Source organism: Baekduia sp. (assembly GCF_035318805.1).
In the GTDB taxonomy this organism is placed as follows: domain Bacteria; phylum Actinomycetota; class Thermoleophilia; order Solirubrobacterales; family Solirubrobacteraceae; genus Baekduia.
The window spans coordinates 25424-40479 of sequence record NZ_DATHDY010000074.1 but is presented as its reverse complement, the minus strand read 5'-3'; the positions used below and the strand labels follow the sequence as shown (position 1 = coordinate 40479).

At 72.3% G+C, this 15056-nt stretch carries 15 protein-coding genes; 8 read left to right on the top strand and 7 right to left on the bottom strand.

The genetic code is table 11. The features are described 5' to 3' along the window. Window positions 1–24: 24 nt before the first annotated feature. Window positions 25–330, top strand: coding sequence for a hypothetical protein (locus VK501_RS17000; RefSeq protein WP_324339396.1), 306 nt, complete (start codon window positions 25–27; stop codon window positions 328–330). A gap of 270 nt (window positions 331–600) precedes the next feature. Here the strand turns inward: VK501_RS17000 and pyrF are convergent, their stop codons facing one another. From pyrF to VK501_RS16970, 6 genes are read right to left on the bottom strand one after another with little or no spacing between them, the layout of a single operon-like run. Beyond that, a complete protein-coding gene (gene pyrF, locus VK501_RS16995) occupies window positions 601–1458 on the bottom strand; it encodes an orotidine-5'-phosphate decarboxylase (RefSeq protein ID WP_324339394.1) in 858 nt (285 codons plus the stop codon). Continuing rightward, on the bottom strand, window positions 1455–2669 hold the full coding sequence (locus tag VK501_RS16990) for an alpha/beta hydrolase family protein (RefSeq protein WP_324339392.1): 1215 nt from the start codon (window positions 2667–2669) through the stop codon (window positions 1455–1457). The genes pyrF and VK501_RS16990 overlap by 4 nt, the downstream gene beginning before the upstream one ends. Next, window positions 2666–3691, bottom strand: a complete 1026-nt coding sequence (locus tag VK501_RS16985; RefSeq protein ID WP_324339390.1) for an amidohydrolase family protein — start codon at window positions 3689–3691, stop codon at window positions 2666–2668. The genes VK501_RS16990 and VK501_RS16985 overlap by 4 nt, the downstream gene beginning before the upstream one ends. After that, entirely contained in the window at window positions 3691–4539 is an 849-nt protein-coding gene (locus tag VK501_RS16980; protein WP_324339389.1) for a carbon-nitrogen hydrolase family protein, read from the bottom strand. Before VK501_RS16980 ends, VK501_RS16985 begins: the two co-directional genes overlap by 1 nt. Next, window positions 4536–5189 carry a GntR family transcriptional regulator gene (locus VK501_RS16975; RefSeq protein WP_324339387.1) on the bottom strand — a complete coding sequence of 218 codons (654 nt, stop codon included), beginning with the start codon at window positions 5187–5189 and terminating at the stop codon, window positions 4536–4538. Before VK501_RS16975 ends, VK501_RS16980 begins: the two co-directional genes overlap by 4 nt. Next, on the bottom strand, window positions 5186–5830 hold the full coding sequence (locus VK501_RS16970) for a GntR family transcriptional regulator (protein ID WP_324339385.1): 645 nt from the start codon (window positions 5828–5830) through the stop codon (window positions 5186–5188). The genes VK501_RS16975 and VK501_RS16970 overlap by 4 nt, the downstream gene beginning before the upstream one ends. A 188-nt stretch (window positions 5831–6018) precedes the next feature. Between VK501_RS16970 and VK501_RS16965 the strand changes: the two genes are divergently transcribed. From VK501_RS16965 to VK501_RS16935, 7 genes are read left to right on the top strand one after another with little or no spacing between them, the layout of a single operon-like run. After that, a complete protein-coding gene (locus tag VK501_RS16965; RefSeq protein ID WP_324339383.1) occupies window positions 6019–7440 on the top strand; it encodes an amidohydrolase family protein in 1422 nt (473 codons plus the stop codon). Window positions 7441–7467: 27 nt separating this feature from the next. Next, window positions 7468–8505: a BMP family protein gene (locus tag VK501_RS16960; RefSeq protein ID WP_324339381.1), complete on the top strand. Its 1038-nt coding sequence runs from the start codon at window positions 7468–7470 to the stop codon at window positions 8503–8505. Then, complete coding sequence (locus VK501_RS16955) at window positions 8502–10046, top strand: ABC transporter ATP-binding protein (protein ID WP_324339379.1); 1545 nt, start codon at window positions 8502–8504, stop codon at window positions 10044–10046. The genes VK501_RS16960 and VK501_RS16955 overlap by 4 nt, the downstream gene beginning before the upstream one ends. Next, window positions 10043–11173, top strand: coding sequence for an ABC transporter permease (locus VK501_RS16950; protein WP_324339377.1), 1131 nt, complete (start codon window positions 10043–10045; stop codon window positions 11171–11173). Before VK501_RS16955 ends, VK501_RS16950 begins: the two co-directional genes overlap by 4 nt. Then, window positions 11173–12090 (top strand): ABC transporter permease, encoded by a 918-nt coding sequence (locus tag VK501_RS16945; RefSeq protein ID WP_324339375.1) that lies wholly within the window; start codon window positions 11173–11175, stop codon window positions 12088–12090. Before VK501_RS16950 ends, VK501_RS16945 begins: the two co-directional genes overlap by 1 nt. Further along, on the top strand, window positions 12087–12851 hold the full coding sequence (locus VK501_RS16940) for an SDR family oxidoreductase (protein ID WP_324339373.1): 765 nt from the start codon (window positions 12087–12089) through the stop codon (window positions 12849–12851). The genes VK501_RS16945 and VK501_RS16940 overlap by 4 nt, the downstream gene beginning before the upstream one ends. A 31-nt stretch (window positions 12852–12882) precedes the next feature. Beyond that, window positions 12883–14310, top strand: a complete 1428-nt coding sequence (locus VK501_RS16935) for an amidohydrolase family protein (RefSeq protein WP_324339371.1) — start codon at window positions 12883–12885, stop codon at window positions 14308–14310. A 14-nt stretch (window positions 14311–14324) separates the two neighbouring features. Here the strand turns inward: VK501_RS16935 and VK501_RS16930 are convergent, their stop codons facing one another. Then, window positions 14325–15035, bottom strand: a complete 711-nt coding sequence (locus VK501_RS16930) for a GntR family transcriptional regulator (protein WP_324339369.1) — start codon at window positions 15033–15035, stop codon at window positions 14325–14327. Between the last annotated feature and the right edge of the window lie 21 nt (window positions 15036–15056).

Sequence of the window (15056 nt, the reverse complement as noted above, 5' to 3'; positions counted from 1 at the left end):
GCCGCCCGGAACAGGAGGCGCAGCATGGTTCTCAAGGGACGCCTCGCGGTCGTCGTCGCCGCACTGGCGGTCGGTGCGCCGGTGGCTGCGGCCGCTGCGACGACTGCTCCTGCCGCGGATCCGGTCGTCTCGGGCCCCAGCTGCCCGGACGGGTACGCCGGCCCGACGAATCTTGCCACCGGCTGCCCCTACTGGATGATGTCCTACACGGTGGCGTACCCGGGGCAGCCGGCGCTGCGCTGCCCGACGGGTTGGAGCCCGCCGCCTGGCGCGGCGGCCGCCGCCGCACCCGCGCCCGAGGGATGCGGCGCCGTGCCCACCGCGCAATAGGTACAGGCGCAGCGTCGACCCGCCAGGCGAGCTCCTGCCAGACGATCGCCCGGCGAAGGAGTCGCCGACCACGGTCAGCTGGTAGCGGCCCGCCGGCCCGGTCGCTTCCGCGTCGCCCTTGGCGCCGGCCGCCCCGGTCTCGCCTTGGCGCCCGTGTCGCCCTTCGGCCCCGCGGCTCCGGCCGGCAGCTGTCCGTTCTTAAAGTCCTCGGCCAGCAGCGTGCTCCGTCCTGCCGGGATCGGCGGCCGTCAGTGTCAGCCTCGTCTCACATCAACCGCGCGCCGGGGCGTCCCGCTCGCCGCGCAGCGCAGCATGTACGCGCTGTGCCTCGGCGCCCGCGGCATCGGCGAAGTCCGGTCCGCTGCTCGCATACAGGATCGACCGCGACACGCTGATCAGGAACGCCTCGCTGCCGGACCGCCGGTGAGCCTCAACCGCCGCGGCCAGGTCGCCGCCCTGCGCCCCGACGCCGGGGACCAGCGCCGGAACCGACGGCGGGATGTCCTGCCGGACCTGGGCCAGCTCGTCCGGGAACGTCGCCCCGACCACGACGCCGCAGTTGCCCCGGTCGTTCCAGTCGGTCGCCACCGCCCGGGCCACGCGCCGGTACAGCGGCTCGCCGGAGACGACGAGGTCCTGGAACTCGCCGCCCCCGGGGTTCGACGTGCGCGCGAGCACGAAGATCAGCTTGTCGTCCTGCTCCAGGAACGGGCGCAGCGCCTCGCGCCCCAGGTAGGGGTGCACGGTGATCGCGTCGGCGCCCAGGACGTCGAACGCGGCGGCGACGTAGCCCTGGTTGGTGGACCCGATGTCGGCCCGCTTGGCGTCGAGGATCACCGGCACGTCGGGAGCCCGGTCCTTGGCCACGCGGATGGTCGCCGCCAGTGCGCGCGCGCCCGCCTCGCCCAGCGCCTCGTAGAACGCGACGTTGGGCTTGAACGCGCAGGCGATCTCCGCGGTGCGGTCGATGATCTCGCGGTGAAACGCGACCACTCGCTCGTCGATCGGGGCCGACGGCGCCAACGTGGCCGGCAGGCGCGCCGGGTCGGGATCGAGCCCGACGCACAGGTTGCGGCCCGCGGCGAAATGCGCCGCCAGGACGTCGGCGCAGCGGTCGAGCCGTCTCACCCGCGTGCCGACTCCAGCAACGCCCGCTGGTCGATGCCGAACTTCTCGGCGAGCCAGTCACAGAGGTACTCCATCCCGATCGTCGGGTTGTCGTGCTGGCAGTGCTCGGCCCCGGTCTCCTCCTCGCCGATGAGCTTGAGCGTGACGTCGACGCCGCGCGCGCGCGCGTCGTCGTAGACCCGCTGGGCCTGCGTGACGCCCAGGACGTCATGCCCGCCGTGGACGATGAGGTACGGGCACTCCATCCCTCCGAGCACGCCGTCGAGCGTGAACGGGCGGGCCTTTTCCAACGCGGCGGCCATGGAGTCCGCGCCGAACACCCACTTGATGTGCCCCGCCAAGCCGTGATCCTCGGGCGCGCCGCCCCAGAGGTCCTGGATGCTCCAGATGGCACCGTGGGAGACGACGGCCGCGAGCCGGTGCTCGAAGGAGCCGGCCCGTGCCGCGTAGTAGCCGCCGAGGCTCGACCCCGAGACCGCGATGCGGGACGGGTCGACGTCGTCGCGCGTCTCGAGGTAGTCGATGCAGCGCCCGACCGGGACCTCGTAGTCGTACCGGTTGTTGACGCCGAAGCGGCGCAGCGTCGCCCCCTGGCCGGGGCCGTCGACGAGCAGGCAGCTGATGCCGCGGCGCAGCGAGCCGTTGCCGACCATGAACAGGAGCTCCTCCTTGAAGGAGTCCAGCCCACCGAACGCGATCAGGACCGGCTGGCGGCCGGTGTCATAGGGCGCCCGGATGAAGTACCCCGCCAGGTGCACCCCGTCCTCGTACGGGATCTCGACGCGCTCGACGGGTGGCGTGAAGTAGCGGCCCGCCTTCTGGAAGCTCGCCTCGCACTTGTCGAACGTCGCCAGGCGCCGGGGGTCGTCGCCGGCGAGCCAGAACTCGGCCGAGCGGTAGTTGTCGACCGCCCGCAGCCAGCAGGCCTTCGCGGTCTGCACGTTGCCGGCGGCCTCGGCGGCATCGCCGCGCGCGTCGTTGCGCTCCGCGGTCACGAGCCATTCCTCGTGCCAGCTCTCGTCGTCGCCCGGCTTCATCCGGCTCGCGGTCTGGAAGCACTCGCTGATCGAGCCGCCTCCCTCCTGCGTCTCGCCAAGCGCCCGCCGGAACTGATAGCTCATCCACGGGTGCTCCGGCCAGTGGTGCCAGCCGTAGGGCTCGAAGTGGGCGGCGCGCTCGTCGGTGAGCTGGTCGATCGTGCTGTCGGTCAACGTCCTTGCTCCTGGTCGTGGTGGTCAAGCTTCGGCAGGTCGAAGAAGCGGCGCGCGGAACCCGTCAGCACGGCGTCGCGCTCGTCCGGGGCGAGGGCCTCGTCGATCGCGTCGAGGTTCGCGACGGGATCGGCGACCGAGAACGGGTGGTCCGAGCCGAACGCCATCTGGTCGACGCCGACGAGCTCGCGGACCGCCAGCACGGCGGGCGCGTGGTACACGAGGGCGTCGAAGAAGATCTTGCGCAGGTCGTTGGTCGGCGGCGAGGTCAGCGCCTCGCGCACGCTGGGGTCCGACCGCCAGCCGGCGTCCAGCCGGCCGCCGAGGAACGGCAGCGTCCCGCCTCCGTGCGAGGCGACGAGGCGCAGTCCGGGATGGCGCTCCAGGACGCCGGCGAAGATCAGGCGCGAGACCGCGACGGTGGTCTCGAACGTGAACCCGAGCGCCACCGGGAAGGCGTGCCCCCAGCCCGTGAGCTGCTCGCGGCCGACCAGGTAGTGCGGGTGCAGCAGCAGCGGCAGGCCCGTGGCCTCGAGCGCCGTCCAGACCGGCTCGAGCTCCGGGTCGTCGAGCTCGCGGCCGCACAGCCGGCAGCCGTTGATGGCCCCGTACAGCGTGGGCGTGCCGGCGATCTCGGCGACCGTCAGCGCCGCCTGGTCGACGTCGTGCTGGGGCAGCACGCCCATCCCGACGATGCGCCCCTCGGTCAGGCCCTCGAGGGAGGCGAAGTACTCGTTGGCGGCGATGGCGAGCTCGGCCGCCTCGTCGCCGTCGAAGGGATCGAGCCACGGATTGCCCAGCGACGCGACCGTCTGGACGATGCCGTGCGACGCCATGAACGCGAGCTTGGCGTCGAGGTCCCAGTACTCCTCGCCCATCGGCCGGCCGTGCTCGCCGTCGAAGATGACGAAGCGCTCCGCGCCCGGATCGCCGACGACGCGGGGCGGCGTGGTGCGGCGCTTGAGCGCGTCGACGTACCAGCGCGGGTACAGGTGCGAGTGGATGTCGACGGTGCCAGGCATCAGCGGGCCTCCTCGTTGCGCTCGGGCCGGCCGAGCTCGTGGTAGAGCTCCGGACGTCGCCAGCGCAGCACGCCGGGGATCGTCCGGTAGGGCTTGGGGAACTCGATGCGCTCGTCGCGGGAGCGCAGGAAGGACAGCCGGTCGCGGTCGAGGTCTGCGACGAGCATCCCCTCCTCGCCCGACTGGGCGAGCACCTGCTCGGGCGCGGCGACGATGCCGACGCCCTCCTCGCCGGCGGCATAGAGGTTCTGGACCGCCGCGGTGTGCACCAGGTTCTCGATCGCCCGCGCCCACACCATCGTGCGCCAGGTGGGCAGGAGCTCGTTGATGGCGCCGCCGGCCGGGAAGAGGATCGTCTCGGCGCCCTTGAGCGCCAGCGAGCGGGCGAGCTCCGGGACGTAGACCTCGCTGCAGACGAGCAGGCCGATGGGCCCGAGCCGCGTGTCGAAGACGGTGGGCTCGCGGGAGGACGCGACATAGTCGAAGCCCCAGGCGTCGATGTCGCGGTAGATGTAGGGCCCGGTCGGGGTGGTGCGACGGTAGGGCGGTGCCGCCACGCCGCGGTCGTCGATGAGGTGAAGGACGACGTGATGGGTGTCGGCGCCCGCCGGCTCGATGCAGCCCGCCACGACGTGCAGCTTCAGCTCGGCCGCCTTGGCGCTGAGGGGCCCGAGCGCGTCGAAGTCGTTGTCCGGGTTGGTCGGCCCCGGATATCCCTCGGGGAACAGGACGAGGTCGGCGTCCGCGGCGTGGGCGCGCTCCATCCAGCGCAGCGCATCGTCGAGGTTGCGCGCCTCCTGCGCCCCGGTGTGCGAACGCGGCTGGACCGCGGCCAGGCGGAAGCTCATCGGGGCTCGCCCTCCTCGAGGCCTCCGAGCAGCACGTCGCGGGCGCGACCGAGGTGGTCGGAGAGCAGCGCGACCACCGCGTCCGCGTCGCCGTCGCGGAGCAGCTCGAGGAGCATCGCATGCTCCTCGACGAACTGCTGCTGATCGTCCAGCGAGCCGACCGCGAACGCGTCGAGTCCCGCGATGCGGCCGCGCAGATGGCGCAGGAGATCGGTCAGCGTTCGGTTGCGTGACGCGATCATGATCAGGCCATGGATCTGCTCGTTGAGTGCGGCCAGCTCGTCGAAGCGGCGCCGCCGCAGGGCCCGCCGGTCGGCCGCGACGAGCTCACCCAGCCGCGCGAGCTCCTCGTCGGAGATGCATGACGCCGCGAGGCGGGCCGCCTCGCCCTCGAGGAGCTCACGCACGACGAACGTCTCGGCCACCTCACGCGCCGAGAGCCGATGCACCACGAGCCGGGAGGCCTGGTCGCGGACGAGATATCCCTCCAACTCGAGGTGCAGCAGCGCCTCGCGCACCGGGGTGCGGCTCATCCGCAGCATGGCGCCGACCTCGACCTCCAGCACCGCCTCGCCGGGCAGGATGCGCCCGCCGATGATCGCCGCGCGCAGCTCCTGGTAGGCCCGGTCCGACAGCGAGTCGTTGGTCATGCCTGACGCTCCTCCGCGGTGCGCAGCGCTCGCGCCGCCGCCGCCGAGAGCTCGCGGGCCATGAGCAGGTGGTCGCGCATCGCGGTTCGCGCTGCCACCGGATCCGCGGCGCGAATGGCGGCGAGGATCGTGCGATGCCCCGCGCGCAGCCGGCCGCGCTCGGCGGCGGAGCAGGCGTCGCCGGCGCGCAGGACGAAGGAGCGCTCGTCGATCGTCGCGATGGATCGCGTCAGGACCTCGTTGCCCGCGGCGTCCGCCACGGCCAGGTGGAAGGCCGAGCCGTCGGCCGCGTCGGCGCCGGCCGCGTCGATCGCGGCAAACGCCGCGTCGATCTCGCCCGCAGGACGCGCCGCGGCCAGCTCGGCGGCCTTCGGCTCGAGCAGCAGGCGGATGTCGAACTGCTCGCGGACGTCGCGCACCCGGACCCGGCGTGGGACGTAGCCGCCGCCCGACGCCTCCTCGACGAGCCCGATGACGGCGAGGCGACGCAGCGCGTCCCGCACCGGCGTGCGGCTCATCTCGAGCTCGGCCGCGAGCTGCTGCTCGACGAGCCGCCCCCCGAAGGCACGCGGGCCTGCGGCGAGGAGCTCTCCCCTGATGCGCTCGAAGGCCTTCTCTCGAAGCGGCGTGTGTCCGGACACACGAAGAAACCTACACCGCTTTCGGGCCGGCCGTGTGTATACCGATGGGCGAGCGCATACCGACCGGCGCCACAAAATCCACGTCAGCACTTGCCCTACGGGGTCATGGACGTGTATACCGGCGCCATGTTGTCGCCACAGACGCTTGTGCAGACCACGGCCGGGGCGCCCGCGCCGGCGCGCCGCTGATGGCGTCCCTGCTGCTGACCGACGGCTACGTCGTCACGGTCGATCCCGACCGGCGCGTGATCCCGTCGGGGTTCGTCCGCATCGAGGACGACCGGATCACCGGGATCGGCCCGATGGACGAGATGGGCGAGGTCGGCCAGGCCCGCGTCATCCCGCTCGACGGGATGATGGTGACGCCCGGTCTCGTCAACGGCCACAACCACCATTGGGGCAGCCTGTTCAAGAACACGGGTGAGGGTCTGCTGCTCGAGCCGTGGCTCGACCAGGTCACGATCCCGCTCATGGGGCAGCTGTCCCGTGAGGACCTGCGGATCGCCGCCTACCTCGGCGCGATCGAGCAGATCCGCACCGGGACGACGTGCTCGCTCAACCACGTGGTCAACGTCAACGACCACGAGACGATGCAGGCGATCATCGAGCCGGCGCTCGAGGTCGGCGTGCGTCAGATGGTCACCAAGGAGCTGCGCGACACGCCCCAGCCGGCGTTCTCGGCCCGCTACGAGGCGCGCCCCCACGTTCGCGGTCGCGACGAGGAGGTCGCGCTCGCCGAGGAGGTCATCGACCGCTGGGACGGCGCCGGCGGGCTCATCCACATGGGCCTCGCCATCGAGACCGGCGCCAATTGGATGCTGCACAACGCGACGTCGGACGAGATCATCCGCGAGGGCGTCGCGCTCGCTCAGCGGCGCGACCTGAAGATCACCAACCACTGCTCCGCCGGCACGCCGTGGCTGTCGATCAAGGAGTTCGAGCAGGCGACCGGCGGCGGCGACGTCGACTACCTGGTGCGGATCGGCGCGCTGGTGGACAACTGGGTGCTGGTCCACTCGCTGCACCTCAAGGATCGGGAGATCGCCCACGTCGCGCGCGCCGGCGCGAGCGTCATCACCAACCCGGTGAGCAACGCCTACAGCTGCGACGGCATCGCGCCGCTCAAGCAGATGTTCGAGGCAGGCGTCAACGTGGGCCTCGGGACCGACGGCACGTACGTCAACTGCTCGCCCGACATGGTCGAGCAGATGAAGTTCGCCGCGCTCATCCAGAACGTCACGCACATGGACCCGACGCTCATGACCGCCGAGCGGGTCATCGAGATGGCGACCATCAACACCGCGAAGGCCATGGGCATGGACCAGCTCGTGGGATCCCTCGAGGTGGGCAAGAAGGCCGATGTCGCGGTCTTCGACCTGCGCAAGGCGCACGTGACCGTCGCGAATCGCCCCGTCGGCGCGCTGGTGTTCGGCGCGCACGGCACGGACGTCGACACCGTGGTCATCAACGGCGAGCTGCGGCTGCACGGCGGCGAGCTGGTCGGCTTCGGCCGCGAGCGCGAGGTCCTGGAGGAGGCCACCGCGCGCGCCCGTGAGGTCATCGAACGCGCAGGCATCGCCGAGCGCGTCTTCGTGCACTGGCGCCACTAGGCGCCTCAACTCAAAGAGGAGAACGACGTGCGCAGATCCCTAGCCCCGCTCGCGGCAATCGCCGGAGCGGCCGCGCTGGCCATGGCCGGATGCGGAAGCAACTCGAGCTCGAGCGGCGACTCGGCCTCCGGGACGGCGACGCAGGCCGCGTCGACGTCCTCGGGCGGCATGAAGGTCGCCGTCCTCCTGCCTGGCAGCCCGACCGACCAGGGCTACAACGCCGATGGCCAGCGATCGGCCGACCTCATCAAGAAGCAGCTGGGCGCCGACGTGACGGTCACGCAGAACGTGTCCGTGCCCAACCAGGCCGACGTCTACCGCCAGTACGCCAGCAAGGGCTATGACCTGGTGATCGGCTGGGGCGGGCAGTTCACCGACGGCGCCACGACGGTCGCCGCGGAGTTCCCGAAGGTGCAGTTCCTCGTCGTCAACAGCACTGCCAAGAACGGCACCAACCTCTCGTCCATGGACGAGAACATCCAGGACTGGGAGTTCGTCGGCGGGTACGTGACGGCCAAGCTCTCCAAGAGCGGCACCATCGGGTGGGTCGGCTCGCTGTGCATCCCGCCGACCGCGGCCAACCTGCACGGGTTCGAGCAGGGCGCCAAGTACGCCAACCCGGCGATCAAGGTCAAGTCGACCTTCACCGGGGACTTCGAGGATCCGACGAAGGCCCAGCAGGCCTCGCAGGCCATGATCGACAGCGGCGCCGACGCGCTGAGCGGCAACATGAACAACGGCTGGTTCGGCCTGCTCAAGGCTGCGCAGGCCAAGAACGTGCCGACGGTCACCGAGTGGGTGGACAACAGCTCGCTGGCCAAGGACGTCATCGCCTCGTCGATCCTGAAGACCCAGGCGACGTTCCTCGCCGACCTCGCCGCGCAGGCCCAGAAGGGGTCGCTCGGCGGCAAGCAGTTCCAGTACACGATGACGGCCGACTCCGGACCGGCGGTCTCGAAGACGGCGCTGCTGCCCAAGCCCATCTACGACGAGGCGCTCGGGGTGCAGAAGAAGATCGTGGACGGGTCGCTGAAGCCCAAGGTCGACACCTCCTGCCCGAAGTGAGCGAATCCCGGGTGGGCGACGTGAAGCACGAGGGGCCGCTGCTCCGCCTCGAGGGCATCACGAAGGCCTACCCGGGCGTGCTCGCCAACGACTCCGTCTCGTTCGAGCTGTGCGTCGGCGAGGTCCACGCACTGCTCGGCGAGAACGGAGCCGGCAAGTCGACGTTGATGGGGATCCTCTACGGCCTGCAGCGCGCCGATGCCGGCCGCATCGTCTTCGGCGGGGAGGAGGTCTCGATCGCCGAGCCGCGCGACGCGATGGCGCTCGGCGTCGCCTACGTCCAGCAGCACTTCTCGCTGATCCCGACGCTGTCGGTCGCGGAGAACCTCGTGCTCGCGCTGCGGTTCGGCGGGCGGCGCATCAGCCTGCGCGACGGCGCGGCGACCGTGCGGGAGCTGTCGGACCGGTACGGCCTCGGCGTCGAGCCGGACGTCGCCGTCGAGCGGCTGTCGGTGGGCGAGCAGCAGCGCGCAGAGCTGCTCAAGGCGCTGGCCCGCGAGCCGCGCGTCCTCATCCTCGACGAGCCGTCGTCGCTGCTGTCCCCCGACGAGGTCGAGCGGCTCGGCGCCGTCATCCGCCGGCTGGCGAGCGAGGGCATGGGCGTGATCCTCATCGCGCACAAGCTCGACGAGGTGCTCGCGGTCGTCGACCGGATCACCGTGCTGCGCCGCGGCCGCAACGTCCGCACGCTCGCCCGGGCCGATGCCACCCGCGAGCTCCTGGGCGAGCTGATGATCGGCGAGCTCGCCGCGCGCGTCGACCAGCAGCCGGCGCCGCACGCGGCCGCCGGGGACGAGGTGCTGGAGGCCGTCGACGTCTCCGTCGGCGGCGACCGCGGTCAGACCGCGGTCGACGGCGTGTCGCTCGTGGTGCGGCGCGGCGAGATCCTCGGCCTGGCGGGCCTGCAGGGCAGCGGCCAGGTCGAGCTCGTCGAGGCGCTCGCGGGCGTGCGCCCCGTGACGGGCGGGTCGATCCGGATGAACCGGCGCGACATCGGGGCGCTCGGCGTCCGCGCCCGGCGCCGCCTGGGCATCGGCCACATCCCCGCCGACCGGCGGCGCGGCGGCCTCGTCGGCGACCTGACGATCGCCGAGAACCTCACGCTGCCCGTCGCCGGCGAGCGCCCGTTCAGCCGCTTCGGGGTGCTGCGGCGCGGAGCGGTCAGCGACCATGCCACGGAGCTGATCGAGCGCTTCGGCGTGCGCACGCCCGGTCCGGCCGTGGCGGTGGCGACGCTCTCGGGCGGCAACCAGCAGAAGGTCGTCATCGCGCGTGAGCTCTGGCGCCAGCCGTCGGTGGTGCTCGCCTGCTACCCCACCTGGGGCCTCGACTTCGCCGCGGCGGCGGCGGTGCACGACGAGCTCGAACGTCAGCGCGACGCCGGCGCCGCGGTGCTGCTGGCGTCGATGGACCTCGACGAGCTGCTGTCGGTGGCCGATCGCATCGTCGTCATGCAGGGCGGCCGGGTGGCCGGAGAGGTGGACGCCGCTGAGGCCGACGCCAAGGAGATCGGGCTCCTGATGGGCGGCGCCGGCCGATGAGGCTCGTGCGCAAGCGGCGGGGCCTGTTGATCGCCGTCGGCGTTCCCGTGCTGAGCGTGGCGCTGGCGCTCGTGGTCGTCGGCGTGCTGCTGGCGGCCAACGGCAGCGATCCCGTCGCCGCCTATCGGAGCATGGTCTCGGCGGCCTTCGGCTCGACCTTCGCGCTCAGCACGACCCTGATCAAGACGCTGCCGCGCCTCCTGCCGGCGCTGGGCATCGCCCTGGCGCTGCGCGCCGGTCTCTGGAACGTCGGCGCCGAGGGACAGATCTACGTCGGCGCGCTGGCCGCGGCCGGGGTCGCGCTGTTCGGGCCCGTCATCGCGTTCCCCGTCGGCGCCGGCCTGGCGCTCGTCGCCGCCGCGACCGCCGGCGCGGCGTGGGGTGCGATCCCGGGGGCGCTGCGCGCGGGCCGGGGGATCAGCGAGGTGATCACCTCGCTGATGCTCGTCTACGTCGCGATCCACCTGACGAACTACCTCGTCGAGGGGCCATGGCTGGTCAGCGGCTCGACCTTCCCCGCGACGGACGCCGTGCCCACCGACCTGCGGCTGCCGATCATCTGGTCGGGCACGCTGCTGAACGCCGGCGTGCTCGTCGCGCTCGCCGCCACGGCCGTCGTCGCGTTTGTGCTCAACCGCACCGTGTTCGGCCTGCAGCTGCGCGCGATCGGGTCCAACGATCGCGCCTCGCGCGTCGCGGGGCTCTCGGTCGGGCGGGTCACCATCGCGGCGATGGCGGCCAGCGGGGCGCTGGCCGGGCTCGCGGGCGGCATCGAGGTGCTCGGTGCGCGCGGTCGGCTGATCGAGGGCTTCTCACCGGGCTACGGCTTCGAGGCGATCGCGATCGCGCTGCTCGGCCGGCTCAACCCGCTCGGCATCGTCGGCGCGGCGCTGCTCTTCGGCGCGCTGGACGCCGGCGGCGCCGGGTTGCAGACCACCGCCGAGGGGGTGTCCTCGGCGATCGTGCCGATCACCGAAGGGCTCGCCGTCGTGTTCGTGCTCATCGGACTGGGGATCGTCGAGATGCTGGGCCGGCGGCGGGAGGCGCGAGCGATGCTCGAAGGCTCGCAGGCCGCCGACCGCCCCGTGACGCACGACGGCCTCGCCGGCCCGGTGGTGGGGGCCTGATGCATCAGGACTTCCTCACCCTGCTGCTGGTGGCCGGCGTCGGCCTCGCCGCGCCGCTGCTGTACGCCGCCCTCGGCGAGCTGGTCTCCGAGACCGCCGGCGTGATCAACATCGGGCTGGAGGGCATGATGCTCGCCGGCGCGTTCTGCGCCGTCTGGGGGGCCTTCGTCTCGGGCAGCGTCGCCGTCGGGTTCCTCGCCGCGGCCGCGGGCGGGATGCTCGTCGCCGCCGTCCACGGGGTCGTCTCGCTGGTCTTCCGCGCCAACCAGGTCGTGTCCGGCGTCGTGCTGAACGTCCTGGTCCTCGGGCTGACGACGTTCGGGATCGCCGTCGTGTTCGGGTCGAGCCTCTCGCGCTCGGTCGCGACGATGCCGAACCTGCGCATCCCGCTGCTCGCCGACATCCCGATCGCGGGGCCTGCCCTGTTCGATCAGGACATCGGCGTCTACGCCGTCTTCGCGATGGTGCCGCTGCTCGTCTGGGTGCTCAAGCGCACGCCGCTCGGCCTGGCGCTGAAGGCGGTCGGCGAGCGCCCCGAGTCCGCCGCGTCGCTCGGCGTGCGCGTCACGGCGCTCCGCTGGGGTGCGCTCCTGTTCTGCGGCCTGGCGGCGGGCATCGGCGGAGCCCAGCTGACGCTCGCCGGTCTGGGCGCCTTCACGCAGAACGTGACCGCCGGGCGCGGCTTCATCGCGCTGGCCGCCGTGGTCTTCGGCCGCTGGCGCCCCGTGGGGACGATGGTCGCCGTCCTGCTGTTCGCCACGGCCGACGCCTTCCAGATCCGCGCGCAGGCGCTGGGGATCCACGTGCCCTACCAGCTGCTGGCCATGCTGCCCTACCTGGTGACCGTCGTCGCGCTGGTCTTCGTCCGCGGGATGCGGGCGCCGGCCGCGTTGGGCGTCACGCCGGAGCGCGCATGACCCGCGGCGACGGCAGCGTGGCGCTCGTCACCGGCGGCGGGTCCGGCATCGGGCTCGCGACGGCGCTCGCGCTCGGGCGTGATGGGGCGCGCCTGGTCCTCGCCGGCCTGCCCGGCTCGCCGCTGCCCGAGGCGGTCCACGAGCTTCAGGCCGAGGGCATCGACGCGATCGCGGTCGAGGCCGACGTGGGCAGGGCCGCCGACGCCGGGCGGGCCGTGGCCGCCGCCGTCGAGGCATATGGGCGACTCGACGCCCTCGTCAACTGCGCCGGCACGTCGGCCGTCGCCCCTCTGGCGACGATGCACGAGGAGGACTGGGATCGCGTGTTCGACACGAACGTGCGCGGCGTGTTCCTCATGAGCCGCGCGGCGATCCCGGCCCTGGTCGCGTCGGGCGCGGGCGCGATCGTCAACGTCGCCTCGCAGCTCGCGCTGTCGGCGGTCCCGGGGTTCTCGGCCTACTGCGCGTCGAAGGCCGCCGTCCTGCACCTCACCCGCTGCCTGGCCCTCGAGCTCCTGCCGTCGGGCGTGCGGGTCAACGCGGTCTGCCCCGGCGGCGTCGACACGCCCCTGCTGCAGCGAGCGTTCCCGGACGGCCGCGGACCGCAGGGGACCCTCGACGACCTCGTCGCCGCCCATCCGATCGGCCGGCTCGGGCGGCCCGAGGAGGTCGCGGCAGCGATCCGGTTCCTCCTCTCCGCGGAGGCGAGCTTCGTGGTCGGGGCGGGACTGGTCGTCGACGGGGGCTACACCCTTGCCTGACGCCCGAGGCCCTTGCGAGGCGGAGACCCCGGTGACCCGCACCCTGCTGACCGGCGGCCACCTCGTCACCGTCGACCCCGGCCGCCGGGTGATCGAGCGCGGGTGGATCGCGATCGAGCACGACCGGATCGTGGGCCTCGGCAGCATGGACGAGCTGCCCGAGCAGACCGGGGCCGAGGTCGTCGACCTGGCCGGCATGCTCGTGCTGCCCGGCTTCGTCAACGGCCACAACCACCATTGGGCGAGCCTCTTCAAGAACACGGGGGAGGGGTTGCTGCTGGAGGACTGGCTCGACCAGGTGACGCTGCCGTTGATGGCGCAACTGACCAATGAGGATCTGCGCGTTGCGGCGTATCTCGGCGCGATCGAGCAGCTCCGCACCGGCACGACGTGCTCGCTGAACCACGTGATCAACGTCAACGACGCGAACTCGATGCAGGCGATGGTCGAGCCGGTCGTCGACGTCGGCATCCGCCAGCTGGTCACCAAGGAGCTGCGCGACACGCCGGCACCGGCGTTCTCCGACGCCTATCCCGCCAGACCACACGTCCGCGATCGCGAGCAGGAGCTCGCGATCGCCGAGGCGGTCATCGACCGTTGGGACGGCGCCGGCGGCCTCATCCACATGGGGCTGGCCATCGAGACCGGAGCCAACTGGATGCTGCACAACACGACATCGGACGAGATCATCCTCGCCGGCGTCGAGCTGGCCCGGCGGCGCGGCTTGAAGATCACCAACCACTGCTCCGCCGGCACGCCGTGGCTGTCGGGCCGGGCGTTCGAGCAGCAGACCGGCGGCGGGGACGTCGACTACCTCGCGCGCCTCGGCGCGCTGGCCGACAACTGGGTCTTCGTCCACGCGCTGCATCTCAAGCAGCGCGAGCTGGACCACATCGCCCGCTGCGGCGCCGCAGTCATCACCAACCCGGTGAGCAACGCCTACAGCTGCGATGGCCTGCCCCCGATGCGCCGGCTCTTGAACGCCGGGTGCACGGTCGGGCTCGGCAGCGACGGCGCCTACGTGAACTGCTCGCTGGACATGGTGCAGCAGATGAAGTTCGCGGCGCTGCTGGCGAACGTCACCCACGACGATCCGCTGCTCATGACCGCCGAGCGGGTCATCGAGATGGCCACGATCGGCAGCGCCCGCGCCATGGGCCTGGACCACCTGATCGGCTCGCTGGAGGTCGGCAAGAAGGCGGACATCGTCGCGTTCGACCTGCGCCGGGCCCACACGACCGTCGGCAATCGCGCGATCGCGGCGCTGGTGTTCTCCGCGCACGGGACCGACGTCGACACCGTGCTGGTCGACGGCAAGGTCGTGCTGCGCGGCGGTCGGCTGACCTCGTTCACCGCAGAGCAGGAGGTGCTCGCCGAGGCGACCGCCCGGGCGCATGCCGCGATCGAGCGCGCCGGGCTCGCCGAACGCGTCTTCGTGGACTGGCGGCCGGTCCGATGAGCAGCCGGCCGGCGCTAGCCCGCCGGGGGTGCGCCCGCGCCGCGCTCGTACGCCTCGACGACGTCGAGCGTCGAGCGGAGGTGCCTGCCGGTCAGCTGCACCGCGAGGTCGGCGTCGCGCTGCACGTAGGCGTCGAGGATGAGCCCGTGCTCACGGTTGGCTTCGTCCAGCTGGGAGACCTCGGCCCGGAGCGAGAGGGACACCTGGATCGCGGCGGCGTTGCGCAGCGACGTGATGATCGCCAGCAGCCTCGGGGAGTCCGCCGGCTCGATCAGGATCGCGTGGAAGTCGCGGTTGAGCTGGACCCACGCGCCGAGGTCGCTCGTGCGGAGCATCGTCTCGTGGACCTGCCGGGCGCGCGCGATCTGCGGGTCGGAAATCCGCTGCACCGCCCGCCGGACCCCGAGGGGCTCGAGGACCAGGCGGAGGCCGTAGACCTCCTGCGCCTCGGCCAGGGTCGGCGCGTGGACCATGGAGCTGCGGTAGGAGTCGAAGTCGACCAGGCCCTCGCCGGCCAGGTCGCGGATGGCCTCGCGGATCGGCGTGCGGCTCACGCCGAGCTGGGTGGACAGCTCCGAGAGCACCAGGGGCGTGCCGGGCGCCAGCGCGCCGCCCAGGATCGCGCCGCGCAGCTGCTCGAGCACCTGCTCGTGCGCCGTCTGGCGCGGGATGCCTCCCAGCGTCGGGATGCCGTTCGGCGGCACTGCGGTCTTGCGTTCGGCCATCAGGCCCCCATGGTCCCTTCC